Source organism: Phyllobacterium sp. MT110, from assembly GCF_058792715.1.
In genome coordinates, this window is record NZ_JBXAFE010000001.1 from 760,878 (window position 1) to 777,635 (window position 16,758).

Below are 16,758 nucleotides of genomic sequence, written 5' to 3' on the forward strand. Positions count from 1 at the left end.
CGGGCGGAGCGGGAACACGGCGCATGTGGATAATCGAGGTGCTCGGATTTGGACAGCAGGGCTGGGGCGGGCTGCTTATCGCCGGTGCGCTGATGACCCTGTGCGTGACCATCGTCGCACTGCTTCTCGGCGCTGTTCTCGGCACCATGGTTGCCTGGGCGAAACTGTCGGGAAACAGGGTTCTGAGCGCGCTCGGAAACACCTATACGACGGTGTTTCGCGGTGTTCCTGAACTTCTGATCATCTATCTCATCTATTTTGGTGGGTCCGGCGCCGTCACCGCCATCGGTCGCTATCTCGGCTATGAAGGCTTTCTCGGACTGCCGTCCTTTGCCGCGGGCGCGCTGGCGGTCGGCATCATCTCCGGCGCCTATCAGGCGGAGGTCTATCGCGGCGCTTTTCTGGCCATTCCCAAGGGGGAACTGGAGGCTGCGGAAGCCATCGGCATGCATCGCGGCCTGCGCTTTCGCCGCATCATCGCGCCGCAGGTGCTGCGTTTCGCCATTCCCGGTATCGGCAATGTCTGGCAGCTGAGCCTGAAGGACTCGGCGCTGGTTTCGGTGACCGGGCTGGCGGATCTGATGCGCACGAGCCAGGTCGCCGCCGGATCGACCCGGCAATATTTCCTGTTCTTCATTGCCGGCGGCTGTCTCTATCTCGTTCTGACCAGCCTGTCGGACCGGCTGTTCAACCGGGCGGAGCGGCGCGCCAACCGCTCCATGCCGTCGTCCCTCGGTCAGGCCTGAGGAGCGGTCATGGATTTTGTCTTCATTTTCCAGACCATGAAAACCCTGCTGGCAGCGGTGCCGATGACGCTGGCGCTGTTTTTCCTCTCGATCTTCTTCGGCGGTCTGCTGGCCTTGCTGATCGTGTGGATGCGTGTCGCCAAAAACCCGATCCTCAGCAATTTTGCCAAGGGTTACATTTTCGTGTTCCGCGGCTCGCCGCTGCTGATCCAGATGTTCCTGGTGTTTTACGGCCTCGGTCAGTTCGGCTTCATCCGCTACAGCTTTCTCTGGCCGTTCCTGCGCGAACCCTTTGTCTGCGCCGTGCTTTCCCTCGCGCTGTGCACGGCCGGTTATACCGCCGAGATATTTCGCGGCGGTCTGCGGGCGGTTTCCGTCAAGGAGATCGAGGCCGCGCGCTCCATCGGCATGTCGGGTTTTCTGCTCGTCCGGCGGATCATCGGACCGATCGCTTTCCGCCATGCGCTTCCCGCCTATTCCACTGAAATCGTCATGATGGTCAAATCGACCGCGCTCGCCAGCCTCGTGACGGTGTGGGAGGTCACGGGCGTGGCGCAGCGTCTCATTTCGCAGACCTACCGCACCATGGAAGTGTTTTTGTGCGCGGCGGCGATCTACCTCATCCTCAATTTCCTGATCCTGCAGGCCATGGCGCTGCTGGAACACCGGCTTTCCCACCATCGGCGCGCCGTTCCGCGTTTGCCGTAAGGAACCTTGTATTATGGTGCATGAACATTCCGCCGATCCCGCCGCAGCAACCGTCAACCGGCTTTCCGTGCGCAATATCCGCAAGAAATTCGGTTCACTGGAAGTCCTGCGCGGGATTTCGCTCGAAGCCCATGACGGCGACGTCATTTCCATTCTCGGGTCGAGCGGTTCGGGCAAATCGACGTTCCTGCGCTGCATCAATCTTCTCGAAATTGCCGATGAAGGCGAGATCTGGGTGGATGGCGAACATATCAACATGGTCAGGAAGCATGGCAGGAATGTCCCCGCGAGTTCGAAGCAGGTGGACCATATCCGCGCGGAGCTCGGGATGGTGTTCCAGTCGTTCAATCTGTGGTCGCATATGACCATCCTGCAAAACCTGATCGAAGGCCCCGTTCACGTGCTCAAACGCCCCCGGGCGGAGTGCATCGCAGAGGCGGAAGCGCTTCTGGAAAAGGTGGGGATCGCGGAAAAGCGCCATGCCTATCCGGCCCATCTGTCCGGCGGTCAGCAGCAGCGGGCAGCCATTGCCCGCTCCCTGGCGATGAAACCGAAGGTCATGCTGTTTGACGAGCCCACCTCGGCGCTCGATCCCGAACTGGTCGGTGAAGTGCTGCGGGTGATGCGCTCGCTGGCGGAGGAGGGGATGACGATGCTTGTCGTGACCCATGAAATGAATTTTGCGCGGGATGTTTCCAACCGCGTCGTGTTCATGCGCGAAGGGCTGATCGATTGCGACGGTTCGCCGGCGGAGATGTTCAGCGGCGCAACCTCGCCCGCATTCCGGCAGTTTATCGGTAATTTCCGGGGGTAGGGCGGATTCTGCCTTTGGCGGCCTTCCGCCGGATGAGTACGGCATTCACGGCAAATCGGGCTATCGCTTCGGCATCCCGGTTGCCGATGATGAATGCGGCACGGACAAAACGCTCCAGAGTTTTCCGTTCCGGATCGTTGTCATCCTCGATTTTCAACGTGCTTGCCGCCTCGTCCAGCGCCTGCTGCATGAGTTCGCCGTCGGCTGTTGAATAATTCGGATTATCGGTATCTAAAAACGTCAATGACCATTTCCACCCATTATTTTATGTGTTGGATGCAACCGGTAGTTTATTAATTCTACTTGTATGAGAAGCTTGATTTAATCGCCTGATGCTGCGTTGAAATTGCGTCTTTCTCAAGGTAACGCACGGAGGCGACATTGGAAATCTATTATAAGTGATTATCCGGCTGTGGTTCCGAAGTGCCTATTTGCGCTAAATATATAACTGGAATTCATAGGAAAAAAGCGCTCGGGTAGAGCCTGTCGCGACCGCTTCACACCCTTGTTTCAGAAGCGGCGGGCGCCGGCGAATATCGGGCTTCCAGCGCGACGCAGCCCCAGATGATGCCCACAAGAATGTAGAAATGGCGCCAGTGATCGGTATCGATGACATTGCCGATCGCCACATGCGAGAGATAGGTGAGATAGGCGCATAGCAGGAAGGGCTGCCAGGGCCTGTCGCGTAACAGGATGCGCAGGCCGAGACCCAGCGTCAGCATGGTCAGGATCAGGTAGCTGACGAAGCCGATCCAGCCATAATCAAGCGCCGCCTTCAGCCAGATATTGTGGGTATCCTCGCCATAGATGGGCCCGAACTCCAGCGGTCCGATCCCGAGGGGATGATCGACCGACATCAGCAGGCCATACCAGTGGCGGGCGAAGCGCCCGAACTGGGCATTGTCGTAATCCTGCACCAGTTGGGCGCGCGCAAAGAACAGTTCCGACACGCTTGGAATCTGCAGCGCGATGACGATGGCGACGAGAAGAATCGCGACCGCCAGGCCGGCAAGCAGGATGATTCTGATGCGGAAGAGGCGGCTAGGGCTGCGGATGAACAGCGCCAGGGCAAGGCCCGCAATCACCAGCACTGCCATGCCCCATGCGGCACGGGAAAACGACAGGAAAACGCCGAGGGTGAGGATGAGCGTGGGGATGAGGCGCAGCGGCAGGGTGCGCAGATCGCCCACCAGTATGCCATGCACCAGCCAGGCAATCGGCAGGATCAGGAAGGGGCCGAAGACGTTGGGGTCCTTGAAGGCGCCCATGGCGCGGCCATAGCGCGTAAAAACCTCCGCCCCCGGGAAGGCATCGAAATAGCCGAGAATCCCCAGCATCGTCGTACAGACCGCCGCGATCACATAGCCGTTGAAGATCGCCTGCAGAATGCGGTGGTTGCCTTCGATGATCGCAGCGAAGAACACCGACGTGAGCGCCAGAAACAGCGACACGGCCATATACATCGGTGCGGTCTTCAGATCGGCCATCTGCGCCACCGACAGCCAGCCGCCGAGATTGAACAGCACAAGCGTTGTGAGAAGAACCACCACGCTGCGCGAGAAGCGCAGGCCGAAGAGTGCCCAGCCCACGATCAGGGTAGCCATGTACAATTCGTAGGGCGCGGGTTCGTTGATGACGAACCCGCTGAGGAACACGCCGAACCCGACGGCCGTCATCGAAAACATCCGGATCAGCGCACGGTTGCCGGCGGCCCTGCCGACGCGGGCTGAATCAGTGGGATCGGCGGCGGCGCTCAATAGGCGTTGTCCGTGTTGAGCAGGCGGACCGGTGTCAGGAACAGGATTTTCAGATCGAACCACAATGACCAGTTTTCAATGTAGTAGAGATCGAACTCCGTCCGCATCTTGATCTTGTCTTCCGTATCGATTTCACCGCGCCAGCCATTGATCTGAGCCCACCCCGTCACACCCGGCTTGACCCGGTGGCGGGCGAAATAGCCGTCCACGACCTCATTGTAGAGCAGATTGTGGGTATGGGCCGATATGGCGTGCGGCCGGGGGCCGACCAGCGAAAGCGTTCCCATCAGGGAATTGAAAAACTGCGGCAGTTCGTCGACGGATGTCTTGCGGATGATGCGTCCGACCTTCGTGACGCGCGGGTCGTTCTTCACCACTGCATTGCGCGCCGTCGGATCGCACATTTCCGTATACATGGAACGGAACTTCCAGACCTCGATGATTTCATTGTTGAAGCCGTGCCGCTGCTGCTTGAAAATGACCGAGCCCTTGCTCTCCAGCCGGATGGCGAGGGCGGTCGCCAGCATGATCGGGCTGAAGACAATGATGCCGAACAGGCTGAAGACGATATCGAATGCCCGTTTCGCCACGGAATCCCAATCATTGATGGGCTTGTCGAACAGATCGATCATGGCGATCGAGCCGATATAGGAATAGGCGCGCGGGCGGAACTGCAGGTGATTGTTGTGGGCCGACAACCGGATATCCACCGGCAGGACCCAGAGCTTCTTGAGAAGCGCCAGAACGCGCTCTTCCGCCGTGATCGGCAGGGAGACGATGAGCATGTCGATATGCGCGATGCGCGCAAACTCGATCAGCTCGGAAATATTGCCCAGCTTGGGATAACCAGCGACGACCGGCGGGGAACGCTTGGCATCCCGGTCATCGAAGACGCCGCAGATGCGGATATCGTTGTAGGGCTGCTGCTCGATCGAGCGGATCAGGTCTTCGGCCGGCTTGCCGCCACCGACAATCACGGCGCGGCGTTCCATCTTGCCGTTGCGGGCCCAGCGGCGGATAAGCCGCGACATGATCACGCGAAAGGCAATGAACAGGATCAGCCCGGAGACATACCAGGTGCCCAGCCAGACCCGCGAATAGGCCTCGGAAATCTTGAGGAAAAAGGCGGCCAGCGCCATCAGCGCAAAAGTGCCGGACCACGCCATCAGCAGGCGGCCGAATCGGGTGAACGGATTGCGCATCACCGCAAGCTGGTAACTGTCCGTGAGTTCCAGGACGAGCACGCCGACAATGGCGGTCACAAGAACGGCGGAGAAATAACTGAAGATTGCCCCCCGCTGCAGGCCGACATACATCAGAAAGACCGTCATGCCGGTCAGCAGGATAATCAGGAATTCCACGATGCGCATGATGCCGCTGATCATGACGGGCGAATTGCTGTTGCGCGCATATTGCGAGGCAATCTGGTAGGCGACAGGGCTGAGTTTGGCCTTTTCCGCCGGTTTGGACGACCCGGCATCGGCCGCAAGATCGCGCACGGCATCCCGCGAGAACCTGTTTTCCCCTTTTCTGTCTTTCATACTGCACCTTGAAGAGTTCGATTGATCCGTCATATCACGGATGAGCTAAGGAATGCTTGCCTGAAAAATGCATGCGGACGGGGTTCGGCCTATTCATTCAGCGCGGCGAAATATTCCGTCTCGAGCTGCGCCGCCATGCTGTCGGCGCTGAAGCGTTGCCTTATCTGATCGGGACCGGGAAGGGCAGCCAGATAGGCGGCGGGATCGCCGAGAACGGCCGCCATCTTGCGGGCAAGCTCCTGCGCATCCGGTTGCACCAGGGCGACGGAATTCTCACCCACTATCTCCGGAATGCCGCCGACGCGGCTGACGATGACGGGCCGGCCGGCGGCCAGTGCTTCCAGGACAATGTAGGGCAGGGCTTCGGCGCGGGAGGGAATGACCACAATCCGGGCAAGACGAAACGCCGTGCGCACCTGCATGGGCGGCAGGAACCTGATCTGCGCGCGCATGCCCGTCGCTTCAGCCTGCCGGACAAGCGGATCGCGCTCGCCGCCATCGCCGACCATGACGGCAGTCGGCGCTCGCCCGCCCATGGTGCTCACGCCTGCCAGGGCATCGATAAAAATATCGGGCCCTTTCAGGCTGCGCAGTTCGCCGATGAACAGGAAATCCGCGGCATCCTTGTCCGGCCGGACGGGTTCAAAATCAGCATCCGCCAGACCGTTATAGATCAACGCGGATTTGCAGCGCGGCGCGCCGACCTTGGTGATGTATGTGTCACGCTCGAAAGCGGAGACAAAGATGATCCGGTCGGTCATCCCTTCCATGAACCGCTCGATGCGAAAAATCACGCGGCCGGCCGTGGTGGCCGGGCTGTAGTGCAGGCTGCCGCCATGCGGGGAGTAAAACCGCGCAACGCGCTTTCCAGAGAGCCGCAGCAGCGAGCCGAACAGTCTGGCATAGGTGCCGCCCTTGGCGCCGTGCCCATGCAGGATATCCGGCTGCATTGCCTTGAGCGTCTTGCGGGTGCGCACCGCCGCCATCAGATCGCCGGGGCCGATCTGCCGCTGCATGGCAATGCGTTGCATCCCCAATGCCAGCTTGTCCCGCATCTGTTCGAGCAGAGCCTCTTCGAAATCCCCGCCGGTCGATGCGTCGCAGACAACGCCGACCTGATGTCCTGCCTTTATCTGCGCATCAATGAGATCGCGCACGTGCCGGAATATTCCCCCGACAGGTGCGCGAAAGCAGTGAACAATACGAAGGGATCGGCTGTCACTCATCTCCCGCGATCAGAAGAAGCGCTCGCGCACATAGACGGTATCGCCGGGCAGGACGGGATCGGAAATCGTCACGCGGCCGGTGAGGATTTCACCGTTGAGCTGGCGCGTGATGTCGACATCCCCCTGATTGGCCCTGGCGCTGAAACCGCCGGCGGCGGCAATCGCCTTCTGGGCGGTCATTCCCGGCACGTAGGAATACTGACCGGCGGCGCCGACTTCGCCCATGACGAAGATCGGCCGGTAGCGGTCGACTTCCACGGCGACATCGGGGTCACGCAAATAGCCCTTGCGCAGCTTGGCGGCTACGGCCGCTTCGATCTGCTGGATTGTCTTGCCGCGGGCGGGCACGCTGCCGATGAGCGGCACCGAGATATAACCGGCCTGATCAACGCTGTAGGTATTGGTCAAGCCTTCCTGTTCGAACACGGTCAGGCGCACCCGGTCACCCGCATCGAGCAGGTAGGGTTTGTTGATGGCGTCATGGAATGCCGCAGGGGCAGGGCGATAACTGGCGCAGCCGCCGAGTGTCATCGACACAACGCTGATCGCGACCAGAAAGATTTGCTTGCTGAACACCGTAAATACCCTTGCAACAATGGCGACGAATTCGCTCGACTCTGAGCGGGATTATCAGTTCATTAGGGTTAATGGCTGGTAAACTGCGCGTGCACTTTTGTTGCGCTGTCTGCTTTATAGTGCCGGATATTTTAACCCGCTGGTTACCATGGGTCTTTACCATTGCGGCATTCAAAGTGGAGTGGGGAATGCCTCGGGCTGGCTCTGTCGATAGTGACGTGGATATTGACGTTGGTGCACTGTTTGCCAGTTTATGGCGTAACAGGGTGCGCGTTTTGCTGGGCGCCATTCTGCTGACGCTGGCGGCGTTCCTGGTTCTTTCGCTTATTTCGCCCAAATACCGCGCGGAAACACGCATTCTCATCGAGACGCGCGAATCCGTGTTTACCCGCCCCAGCGGCGAGCAGGGTGACGACCGGCCGATTCTCGATCAGGAGGGAATCAAGAGCCAGGTGGAACTCATCGGCTCGTCCGACCTGTTGAAGCGGGTGATCACAAAACTCGATCTGGGCAACAATGCTGAACTCGCTGCTGGTGCCGATCCTTCAGCGCTGACGCGTATCCTGGCCAAGCTTGGCCTGGCGGCCGATCCCGATGCCACGGCACGCGATGATTATATCCTGCAGGCCGTGCGCGATCGCCTCGTGGTCTACAGCGTGCAGAATTCGCGCGTCATCGTCATCCAGTTTTCCTCGAAGGACCCGACGCTGTCCGCTGCGGTGCCAAATGCCATCGCGGACGAATATGTGGCAACGCAACAGGCGTCGAAATCCCAGTCGAATGCCGATGCCACCGGCTGGCTCGAGCCTGAAATTGCCGATCTGAGCAAGCGGGTGAAGGATGCCGAAGCCAAGGTTGCCGCCTATCGCAGCTCGTCGGACCTGCTGATCGGCCAGAACAATGCGGTTTTGGCCACGCAGCAGCTGTCCGAACTGTCATCGGAACTGTCGCGCGTGCGCGCCAGCAAGGCGGCCAGTGAAGCCAAAGCGACGGGTATTCGCACCGCGCTCGCCAAGGGTGCCCCGGTGGAAACCCTGCCTGATGTGATGGCCTCGCCGCTGATCCAGCGGCTGCGCGAACGCCAGGTTCAGCTCAACAACGACATTGCCGATCTGTCCGCGTCTCTGCTGAGCGGTCATCCGCGCATCAAGGCATTGCGGTCGCAGCTGGCCGATCTCGATCAGCAGATCAGGCTGGAGGCCCGCAAGGTGCTTGCCAGCCTTGAAAACGAGGCGGAAACGTCCCGTCTGCGTGAGGCCGAACTGACGCGCACCCTCAACGGTTTGAAGGCGCAATCATCCAAGGCCGGTGAAGAAGAAGTGGAATTGCGCGCGCTGGAGCGCGAGGCGACGGCGCAACGCCAACTGCTCGAATCATACCTGACGCGTTACCGCGAGGCTTCCTCACGCACGGATCGCGGCTATCTGCCCGCCGATGTCCGGATTTTCTCCCGTGCGGACAAGCCGGTCGAGCCTTACTTCCCCAAGGTTCTCCCGATGACCGCTGCGGCCTTTGTCGCCTCGCTGCTGATCCTCAGCATCGGCACGCTGCTCAGCGCCTTGTTCAGTGGCCGGGCCCTGCGTCCTGCGCCCACGGCCGTTGCAGATGTTGGTGTGGTGGAACCCAAGGTGGCCGCTTCGCCGAAAATCGTGGCAGCGGCTGTGCCTCCGGTTGAAAGCAGCAAGCCCCTGCATGCGGAGCCGTCGCCGGTTGCCGCACCGGTATTCACGGCGCCATCCGTTGCAGCCCCGGTTCTGGCTGCCGCGCCATCGGTAGAAAGTCCGGATCACCATGCGGATCATTCGGGTGTTGCCGGCGTTGCCGACCGCCTGATGGCAAGCGGTGCCGCCCGCGCGGTCATCGTGTCGCCGGAAGGGGACGAGGCCTCCGCGCTGACCATATTGCTGGTGCGGGAGCTTGCCGATCGCGGCGTGCGGGTCGTTCTGATCGATATGACTGGATCGGGTGAAATCGGCCGCTCCATGCTGGATGGCCAGAATCTCGCGGGGATGACCGACCTTTTGTCCAATGAGCGGTCATTCAGCGAAGTCATCCACGCTGATCATTATTCGCAGGCGGAACTCATCCCCCTCGGCATCCACGACCCCGTCAAGGCCATGCAGTCCATCGGGCGCCTGCCGATGATTCTCAATGCCTTGCAGTCCGCCTATGATCTGGTGGTCATCGACAGCGGACCGGCCACGGCGGCCGAGCTGAAGCACATTGTCGACGATGGTTCCGAACTTGTGCTGAGCCTGGTCGATCCCGAAGACCATGACGTCAAGGCGATATCCATGGCGCTGTTTGACGGCGAGTTCATCAAGCCCGAGCTTCTCACCCCGTTCAAGGATGGTGCGCTGGAGCTGGACGACGGGCTGATCGTCCGCACCGCTGCCGCGAGCCATCGCCACTGAGACTGTTCAGGCGCGGCCAAAGAGCCGGGACCGCAGTTTTTTCACCGCGGTCCACAGGTGGTCATTTCTCTTGACCGCACGCACGAGATTGCCGCGGGCGGCCCGGTAGGCGGCACAGGCGCGGCCCTTGGCCGTCAGGCTGTGCTGCGTGTCATGGAGCAGCGTTTCGACATCGCACCAGTTCCGCTTGTACGGCTCATCGCCAACCCCGAAACTGTAGGAGGCAAGGTCGGTGTTGCAACTGTCCTGAATGTCTTCGAAAAACAGGAATTCACCCGGACTGGCATTGCTCATGTCATCGTCGGCAATGCCGATGAAGTCGATGAAGGTCTGCGTTCTCGCCCGGGATTTGCCGAGGACCGCCCGATAACGCCCGGCGACCTCGACGGCTTTGAGCTGGAACAGGGGCTGCTCCTTCGCCGCGTGCCGGGCAAACAACTGTTGGAAGAAACGCTGAATTTCCTCGGGTTCAAACGTGTTCCTGATCCCGGATCTGGCGAACTTTTCCGCCTTGTTTGCAAGGTAGTTCTCAAGCATGGCATCGGCCTCGCCTGGCACCGTTGCCGTGACAATGCGATAACCGCCGGCCTCGGCAAACTTGCCGATGCTGTTGCGGTGTTTTTTCTTCTTGCGCTTGGCGTTGTGGCGCTCGAGAACCGTCTGAAAATTGCGGTCCAGCGTGATCGCCAGACTGATATTGGCATTTACCCGGTTCGGCAGTTGCAGCAGCGGATTGGCGCAACCGTCGAGCAGCGGAAGCTGCCGTTCCAGCGTGACGAGGTCGATGTCCGGCCGCGACTGGTGCAGGGCCTCGAAGAGCCGGTTCAGGTCGCCGGGGCTGACGGGATGCGCGGGGGACACAACGGGGAAATTGCAGTTGGCATGCGGCCCGCCGGGGTAGGCGGCGACCCTGAACGGTCCGGACCGGCTGATTGCCAGCGGCAGAACGAAGACCGGTGTTTCTCCGGCGCAGAGGCAGGCGATCAGGCAATCCGCATTGACATTCGACTGCCACAGGGAAACCCAATCTTCGGACTGTGCCGGGCCGCAGACATGGTTCTGCGGCAGGGATCGCCAGATTGTTGCGATTTCACCGGGTGCCGCAATGATTCTTGTATCGAGATGGGGTAAAGGCATGGCGGGTTCCAGTGAAAGCGGTGTTGCGTCAAATACCATGCCGTTGATCAACGATATATAAACACTTAATCTGCATGAAATGACGGTCACGATCCCGTTTCAACATGCCTATTAGCGCGAATTGGTGAAGGAATGGTCCACGCGGCCGACTTGATACGAAAGGCCGTGATGCGACTGGCGTGGCACACCGGTTTTGCGTCGACGGCGCGCGAGCATTTTGGCGGGCTGGGCTCGATCATCATGCTGCATCGCGTCCGTCCGGACTGCGTCAGCCCGCTTGGCGTGACGCGTTCCCTGTCCATCACGCCAGCGTTCCTTGAACAGATCATCGTTTCGCTCAAATCCGAGGGAACCGAGTTCATCTCCATGGACGAGGTGGTCGAACGGGTGAAGAGCGGCAAACGTTCCAACCGGCGTTTCGTCGCGGTGACGCTTGACGATGGTTATGACGATAATTTCCACCACGCCTATCCCGTCTTCCAGAAACATTCGGTGCCGTTCGTCGTGTATGTCGCGCCGGGTTTCATCGAAGGGGCGGCCGTGCTGTGGTGGGAAGTCGTCGAAAGTCTTGTCGCCAAGGCGGATTTCATCCGAATCCCCGACGGGCCGGAATGGCGATGCGGGACGCTTTCCCAGAAAAGGTCGGCTTTTCATGCCATTATGCGGTATTTCTCATATACGCTGACCGAACTGGAACAGATGCCCGTCCTGCGCGCGATGTGCGCGGCGCAGGATATGGTGTGCAGCGTCGCGCCGGACCGCGATGTCATGAGCTGGAACGAGATCCGCCAGATGAACCGCGATCCGCTGTGCACCATCGGCGGCCATACGGTGCACCACTACAATCTGAAAAAGCTGACGGCGGGCATGGTCGCGCAGGAAATGCATCTGTCGGCGGGCATGATCGAGGACCAGCTCGGACGGCGGCCGCAGCATTTTGCCTATCCCTACGGCTCGGCCAAGGCCGCCGGGCGGCGGGAAGCCGACATTGCGGCATCGGAAGGTTTTCTGTCGGCGGTCACCACGCGCCACGGCACCATCCATACCGAGCACAGCAACAATCTGCATGCCCTGCCGCGTATTTCGATTAATGGCCGTTTTCAGAAGCTTGTCTATGCGAAGACGATGATGAGCGGTGTGACAACGCCGATCGCCAATGCCGGACGGCGCGTCATTCAGGCCTGAGTTAGGCCTTCTTCTTCGGTGCCTTTTCCATCCAGCTGATGATGAACATGGCGGGAATGACCCAAAGCAGGCCGGTGCCAAGAAAATAGATCAGGTGGATCCACGGGCTGGCATTGGCAAGCAGCGCCACGGCGAAGATCGTGGCCACGATGGCGTAGACGCAAACCAGGGTAACCAGCAGGATGGTTCCGATGAGTTTCTTGAGCCTTACGGGCATGAATCCATTCCAGTTCTGGTCTTTTTCATCTGCAACACGTGCGCAAGGGTTTCATCTAACCGGTTAAGCCGCGGGCGAAAAGCAAAAAAGCCCCCCTTGCGGTAAAAACGCGACGGCTTGTCGCGTAAACCCGGCTTGTCATCCCGGCGCATATGCTGCACCTATCCGGCCAGTTACAGGAGTGTTTTGAATGGCCGCCCACACCCTATCCGAAGGCGCTGTGTCCTCCGCCGGAGATCGCGAAGCGCGCAACCGCAGACTGATCCGCGTGTGGCTCTATCTCGTTCTGCTTGTGCTCGCCACGATCGTTCTTGTGGGCGGTGCGACGCGCATGACCGGTTCGGGCCTTTCAATCACCGAATGGAAGCCGATCCACGGCATCATTCCGCCCTTGAACCACGCGCAATGGCTGGAAGAGTTCGAGAAATACAAGCTCATTCCCCAGTACGAGCAGCTCAACAAGGGCATGAGCCTTGGCGAATTCCAGCGCATTTTCTGGTGGGAGTGGTCGCACCGGTTCCTGGCGCGGGGCGTCGGCTTCCTCGTCGCCATTCCGCTTGCCTTCTTCTGGCTGACCGGCCGGCTTGAACGGCTGCTGAAGCCGCGCATGATCGGCATCCTGGCGCTTGGCGGCCTGCAGGGCGCCGTGGGCTGGTGGATGGTTGCATCGGGTCTCAGCGGCCGCGTCGACGTCAGCCAGTACCGGCTGGCGACGCACCTGACACTGGCCTGCATCATTTTTGCCGCCGTGATGTATGTGGCACGCGGGCTTGCCGTCTATTCGGAACGGCCGGCCGGCAGCGGCATCCAACGTCTGGCGGGTTGGTTCGTGGTGTTTGTCTTCATCCAGATTTACCTCGGCGCGCTGGTTGCCGGGCTGGATGCCGGTCTTTCCTATAATACCTGGCCACTGATGGATGGGGCCGTCATTCCCGGCGACATGTTCCCGATCCAGCCCATCTGGCACAATTTCTTCGAGAATCCCAAGACCGTGCAGTTCGTTCACCGCTGCTTCGCCTATTTCGTGCTGCTTGCGGCGCTGTGGCAGGCGGTCTCGACGGTGCGGCGCCTGCCGGGCACAACCCATGCGCGGCGCGCGATATTCCTGGTGGTCCTTGTCCTCACGCAGGCAGCCATCGGCATCACCACGCTGCTGATGCAGGTGCCGATGAGCCTGGGCCTTTTGCATCAGGGATTTGCCATCGTCATCCTTGGCTTTGCCGTTGCCCATTGGCGTGCCACCAAGGGCGCCTATCCCTTGTCAACGGAAATCACCACCGCACGCTCGTAGCGGCTGTCTTTGCGCAAAGACTCGGTGTAGTGATTCGAGAGCTTCGCTGGCTACGGACAGCGGGGCATTCCCGCCGTATCGAAAGCAACCATCATGATTCTCAGCGCAAGACGCTCACTGGCCGCCGTTACAGGTCTGGGTGTCACGCAGATCGTCAGCTACGGCACGCTCTATTACAGTTTCAGCATTCTCGAGCCTGCCATGGCGCAGGAGTTCGGCCAGTCGCGGCAATGGCTGTTTGCGGCCTTCTCCGGCACGCTTCTGATCGGCGGCATCATCTCGCCATGGTCCGGCCGCTGGGCCGACCGCTTCGGAGCAGGGCGGGTGATGACATTCGGCTCGCTCGCCGCAGCACTGTCGCTCATCCTCTGCGTCCTGGCGCCAAGCTGGATCTGGTTCGCTCCGGCGCTCGTGACGACGGGAATGGCCACACCGTTCATCCTCTACAACACGGCCTTCGCGGTGCTTGTGCAGATCGATCCGCAGACGGCGCCGCGCCGGATCACCTATCTGACGCTGATAGCCGGGTTTTCCTCGACCTTGTTCTGGCCGCTGGCAACACGTCTGCTGACAGTGTTTACATGGCGGGAGATTTACCTGTTCTACGCGGGATTGCAGGTCTTCATCTGTTTTCCCATCCATTTCTGGTTGTCGCAGATGACGCGGCGCTCGCCAAAGCTGCATGAGGAACGGGCGGATGAACCCGCCAGGGGCGTCGGCGGGCAGTTGCCCGTCGAGAATAGGCGTTCGGCGCTGCTGCTGATCATGGCGGGGTTCTCACTGGCAAGCTTTTCGCTGTCGGCCATGCTCGTGCATCTGGTGCCTGTTCTGGCTGCTGTGGGTGTCGGCACGTCGGCCGTTCTGGTCGGCGCCATCTTCGGGCCGTCGCAGTTCGCCGCACGTCTGGTGAACATGGTTTTCGGCACCAAGCTGTCGGCGATGTCGATCGCCGTGCTGTCGACAGCCTTGATCCCCCTGTCGTTCCTGATGCTGATCGCGCCACTGCCGGTGCCGCTGGTGGCGGGCGCCGTGGTCTTCGCCATGCTCTTCGGCATGGGCTCGGGGCTCAACAGCATCGTTCAGGGGACTTTGCCGCTGGCGCTGTTCGGGCATCAGGGCTATGGCGAAATTCTGGGCAGGATCACCTCGGCGCGGCTGATCGTGTCGTCATCCGCACCGTTCATTTTCGCCTTCATCATGGAAAAGCTCGGGCCGACGCTGGCTTTGTCTGTTGCCGCCACGGTGGGCATTCTCGGCGTCCTGACATTCCTTGCGGTCGCCCGCCTGGTCCGGCGTTCAACCCAGTGAGGCCATCACCCGTTGCACTGCCCGTGCGACGTCGAGGCTCCGCTCCGCTTCCTCGAAATTTTTGTCTTCCGTGTGCCATGAGGCCGACAGCGCCGCGTGCGACATGGCATAGCCGAGGATGGTGCGGATATCGCGGTTGAAGGCGCGGGAGAAGGTGAGGGCCATGGTGGCAACACGCTGGTCGCTGGCGCGCAAATCCTGCCGTTCCAGCGGGTTGTAGAACATGTTGGCGGCATCGTACATCGGATCGCCGAGGAGCCCCTGCGGATCGATGACAAGCCAGCCGCGCTCGCCCAGAAGAATGTTCTCGTGGTGGACATCGCCATGCAGCGGCTGAACGTCGACCGGGTTGCTGAGCAGCGTGTCGGCAATCTCCGCCGCTGCAGCAAAAATGCTGGCATCGCCGTTGTTCCGGTCGATTTCCGCCTTTTTGAACAGGCTGGCATATTGTTCGCGCAATGGCCGCAGGTCCGGGGCGAAGGATTTGCCCTTGCCATTATTGCCCAGCAGTTTCAGCAGGACATCGACAGCAATCGCAGTGGCCGCATCGTCGCCATGCGCGTTCAGCTGGTCCAGCAGCGTGCGGCTGCCGGCATGTTCGAGCAGCAGCAGATTGCCTTTTTCGGCCAGCACACGGATGGAGCCATTGCCGTCGTGCCAGTCGAGATAGTGCACGCCACGCAGCTCTTCCCGCATGCCGGTTTCGTTGAGTGCCTTGATGACAGCGGGTGTGCCGTCAGCCAGCCGCACCATGATGATGCGGCTGGTATGGGTTTCAACGAACAGTTCCGGAGAAGATATCTGCCATTCGGCAGGGAACGTCTCGTGGATACTGTCAGCCATGGTTCAGCATGAGGTCGAGATTCTGCACGGCCGCGCCGGAAGCGCCCTTGCCGAGATTGTCGAGCAGCGCCACGAGGTTCACCTGTCCCTGACCTTCGGTGCCGAGCACGAACAGCTTCATGATGTCAGTATCGCGCAGTTCCTCCGCATCGATTCTTGCCAGCGATGCGCTCTCCGCCAGCGGCACCACCTGCACGATGTCCTGGCCTTCATAATGGGCTGTCAGGGCGGCATGGATGGATTCCAGCGAGGCATTGCCGTTGAGGTCGCCGGTGAACACGGGAACCTGCACGATCATCCCCTGGGCAAAGCGGCCGACGCTGGGACTGAAGATCGGACGCCGGTCGAGATGGCCGTGCGTCTGCAGTTCCGGCACGTGCTTGTGCTTGAGCGGCAAGCCGTAGAGGAAATTATTGGCGCTGATATGGTCCGGATTGGCTGGATCTTCCATCTGCGCAATCATCTGCTTGCCGCCGCCGGTATAGCCGGAAACCGCATTGACGGTGATCGGGTAATCGCCGGGCAGGATGCCCGCATCGCGCAGCGGACGGACCAGCGAAATCGCGCCGGTCGGATAGCAGCCGGGATTGGCCACCAGCCGGGCATCGGCGATCTTCTGCCGCTGCGCCCGGTCGAGCTCGGCAAAGCCATAGGCCCAATCAGGATGAATCCGGTGCGCCGTCGATGTATCGATGATCCGCGTGGAATTATGGCCTTCAAGGATGGCAACAGCTTCTTTCGACGCGTCGTCCGGAAGGCAGAGGATTGCCACGTCGGCGCTCTTCAGGAAGTCGGCGCGCATGCCCTTGTTGCGCCGCTCGGCTTCCGGAATGGAGAGGACGTCGAGATCGTGGCGGCCGGCCAGTCGTGTCCGGATTTGCAGTCCTGTCGTGCCGTGTTCGCCGTCGATAAAGATTTTCGGTTTCATGTGAGATGCCTTTGGCGCTTGATATTCAGAGAGTTAGCGAGAAAACCGGATTCGATATGTAAGAACC

Annotated in this window: 16 protein-coding genes; 7 read left to right on the forward strand and 9 right to left on the reverse strand. The window is 60.4% G+C overall.

The window, feature by feature from the left end; translation table 11 throughout:
• Positions 1-23: 23 nt before the first annotated feature.
• From AC1Q5O_RS04045 to AC1Q5O_RS04055, 3 genes are read left to right on the forward strand one after another with little or no spacing between them, the layout of a single operon-like run.
• On the forward strand, positions 24-746 hold the full coding sequence (locus tag AC1Q5O_RS04045; RefSeq protein WP_288193333.1) for an ABC transporter permease: 723 nt from the start codon (positions 24-26) through the stop codon (positions 744-746).
• Between the two features lie 9 nt (positions 747-755).
• Positions 756-1,454, forward strand: coding sequence for an ABC transporter permease (locus tag AC1Q5O_RS04050; protein WP_346306002.1), 699 nt, complete (start codon positions 756-758; stop codon positions 1,452-1,454).
• Positions 1,455-1,467: 13 nt separating this feature from the next.
• Entirely contained in the window at positions 1,468-2,268 is an 801-nt protein-coding gene (locus tag AC1Q5O_RS04055; protein WP_223615742.1) for an ABC transporter ATP-binding protein, read from the forward strand.
• Here AC1Q5O_RS04055 and AC1Q5O_RS04060 read toward each other — a convergent pair.
• The 5 genes from AC1Q5O_RS04060 to AC1Q5O_RS04080 form a co-directional block, all read right to left on the reverse strand.
• On the reverse strand, positions 2,246-2,512 hold the full coding sequence (locus AC1Q5O_RS04060) for a hypothetical protein (RefSeq protein WP_492561922.1): 267 nt from the start codon (positions 2,510-2,512) through the stop codon (positions 2,246-2,248). The genes AC1Q5O_RS04055 and AC1Q5O_RS04060 overlap by 23 nt on opposite strands.
• A 253-nt stretch (positions 2,513-2,765) precedes the next feature.
• Complete coding sequence (locus AC1Q5O_RS04065; protein ID WP_492561923.1) at positions 2,766-4,025, reverse strand: O-antigen ligase family protein; 1,260 nt, start codon at positions 4,023-4,025, stop codon at positions 2,766-2,768.
• Complete coding sequence (locus AC1Q5O_RS04070; RefSeq protein ID WP_464659974.1) at positions 4,022-5,566, reverse strand: undecaprenyl-phosphate glucose phosphotransferase; 1,545 nt, start codon at positions 5,564-5,566, stop codon at positions 4,022-4,024. The genes AC1Q5O_RS04065 and AC1Q5O_RS04070 overlap by 4 nt, the downstream gene beginning before the upstream one ends.
• Before the next feature lie 89 nt (positions 5,567-5,655).
• Positions 5,656-6,792 (reverse strand): glycosyltransferase family 4 protein, encoded by a 1,137-nt coding sequence (locus AC1Q5O_RS04075; RefSeq protein ID WP_492561924.1) that lies wholly within the window; start codon positions 6,790-6,792, stop codon positions 5,656-5,658.
• Positions 6,793-6,801: 9 nt separating this feature from the next.
• On the reverse strand, positions 6,802-7,323 hold the full coding sequence (locus AC1Q5O_RS04080) for a polysaccharide biosynthesis/export family protein (protein ID WP_223615777.1): 522 nt from the start codon (positions 7,321-7,323) through the stop codon (positions 6,802-6,804).
• Between the two features lie 233 nt (positions 7,324-7,556).
• Here AC1Q5O_RS04080 and AC1Q5O_RS04085 point away from each other — a divergent pair, with 233 nt between their 5' ends.
• On the forward strand, positions 7,557-9,782 hold the full coding sequence (locus tag AC1Q5O_RS04085) for a GumC family protein (protein ID WP_492561925.1): 2,226 nt from the start codon (positions 7,557-7,559) through the stop codon (positions 9,780-9,782).
• Positions 9,783-9,788: 6 nt separating this feature from the next.
• Here AC1Q5O_RS04085 and AC1Q5O_RS04090 read toward each other — a convergent pair whose 3' ends face one another.
• Positions 9,789-10,919, reverse strand: a complete 1,131-nt coding sequence (locus AC1Q5O_RS04090; protein WP_492561926.1) for a GNAT family N-acetyltransferase — start codon at positions 10,917-10,919, stop codon at positions 9,789-9,791.
• A 168-nt stretch (positions 10,920-11,087) separates the two neighbouring features.
• Between AC1Q5O_RS04090 and AC1Q5O_RS04095 the strand changes: the two genes are divergently transcribed.
• Entirely contained in the window at positions 11,088-12,104 is a 1,017-nt protein-coding gene (locus AC1Q5O_RS04095) for a polysaccharide deacetylase family protein (protein ID WP_492563073.1), read from the forward strand.
• A gap of 1 nt (position 12,105) precedes the next feature.
• On the opposite strand, the gene AC1Q5O_RS04100 is transcribed toward AC1Q5O_RS04095, so the two are convergent.
• Positions 12,106-12,321 carry a DUF2842 domain-containing protein gene (locus tag AC1Q5O_RS04100; protein WP_105735541.1) on the reverse strand — a complete coding sequence of 72 codons (216 nt, stop codon included), beginning with the start codon at positions 12,319-12,321 and terminating at the stop codon, positions 12,106-12,108.
• Positions 12,322-12,511: 190 nt separating this feature from the next.
• On the opposite strand from AC1Q5O_RS04100, the gene AC1Q5O_RS04105 reads away from it, so the two are divergent.
• Complete coding sequence (locus tag AC1Q5O_RS04105; RefSeq protein ID WP_492561927.1) at positions 12,512-13,612, forward strand: COX15/CtaA family protein; 1,101 nt, start codon at positions 12,512-12,514, stop codon at positions 13,610-13,612.
• A gap of 93 nt (positions 13,613-13,705) precedes the next feature.
• Positions 13,706-14,920, forward strand: a complete 1,215-nt coding sequence (gene arsK / locus AC1Q5O_RS04110; protein WP_492561928.1) for an arsenite efflux MFS transporter ArsK — start codon at positions 13,706-13,708, stop codon at positions 14,918-14,920.
• Here the strand turns inward: arsK and AC1Q5O_RS04115 are convergent.
• Positions 14,909-15,763 carry an aminoglycoside phosphotransferase family protein gene (locus tag AC1Q5O_RS04115; RefSeq protein ID WP_492561929.1) on the reverse strand — a complete coding sequence of 285 codons (855 nt, stop codon included), beginning with the start codon at positions 15,761-15,763 and terminating at the stop codon, positions 14,909-14,911. The genes arsK and AC1Q5O_RS04115 overlap by 12 nt on opposite strands.
• Positions 15,756-16,691: an N-acetyl-gamma-glutamyl-phosphate reductase gene (argC, locus tag AC1Q5O_RS04120; protein ID WP_492561930.1), complete on the reverse strand. Its 936-nt coding sequence runs from the start codon at positions 16,689-16,691 to the stop codon at positions 15,756-15,758. Before argC ends, AC1Q5O_RS04115 begins: the two co-directional genes overlap by 8 nt.
• Positions 16,692-16,758: the final 67 nt, after the last annotated feature.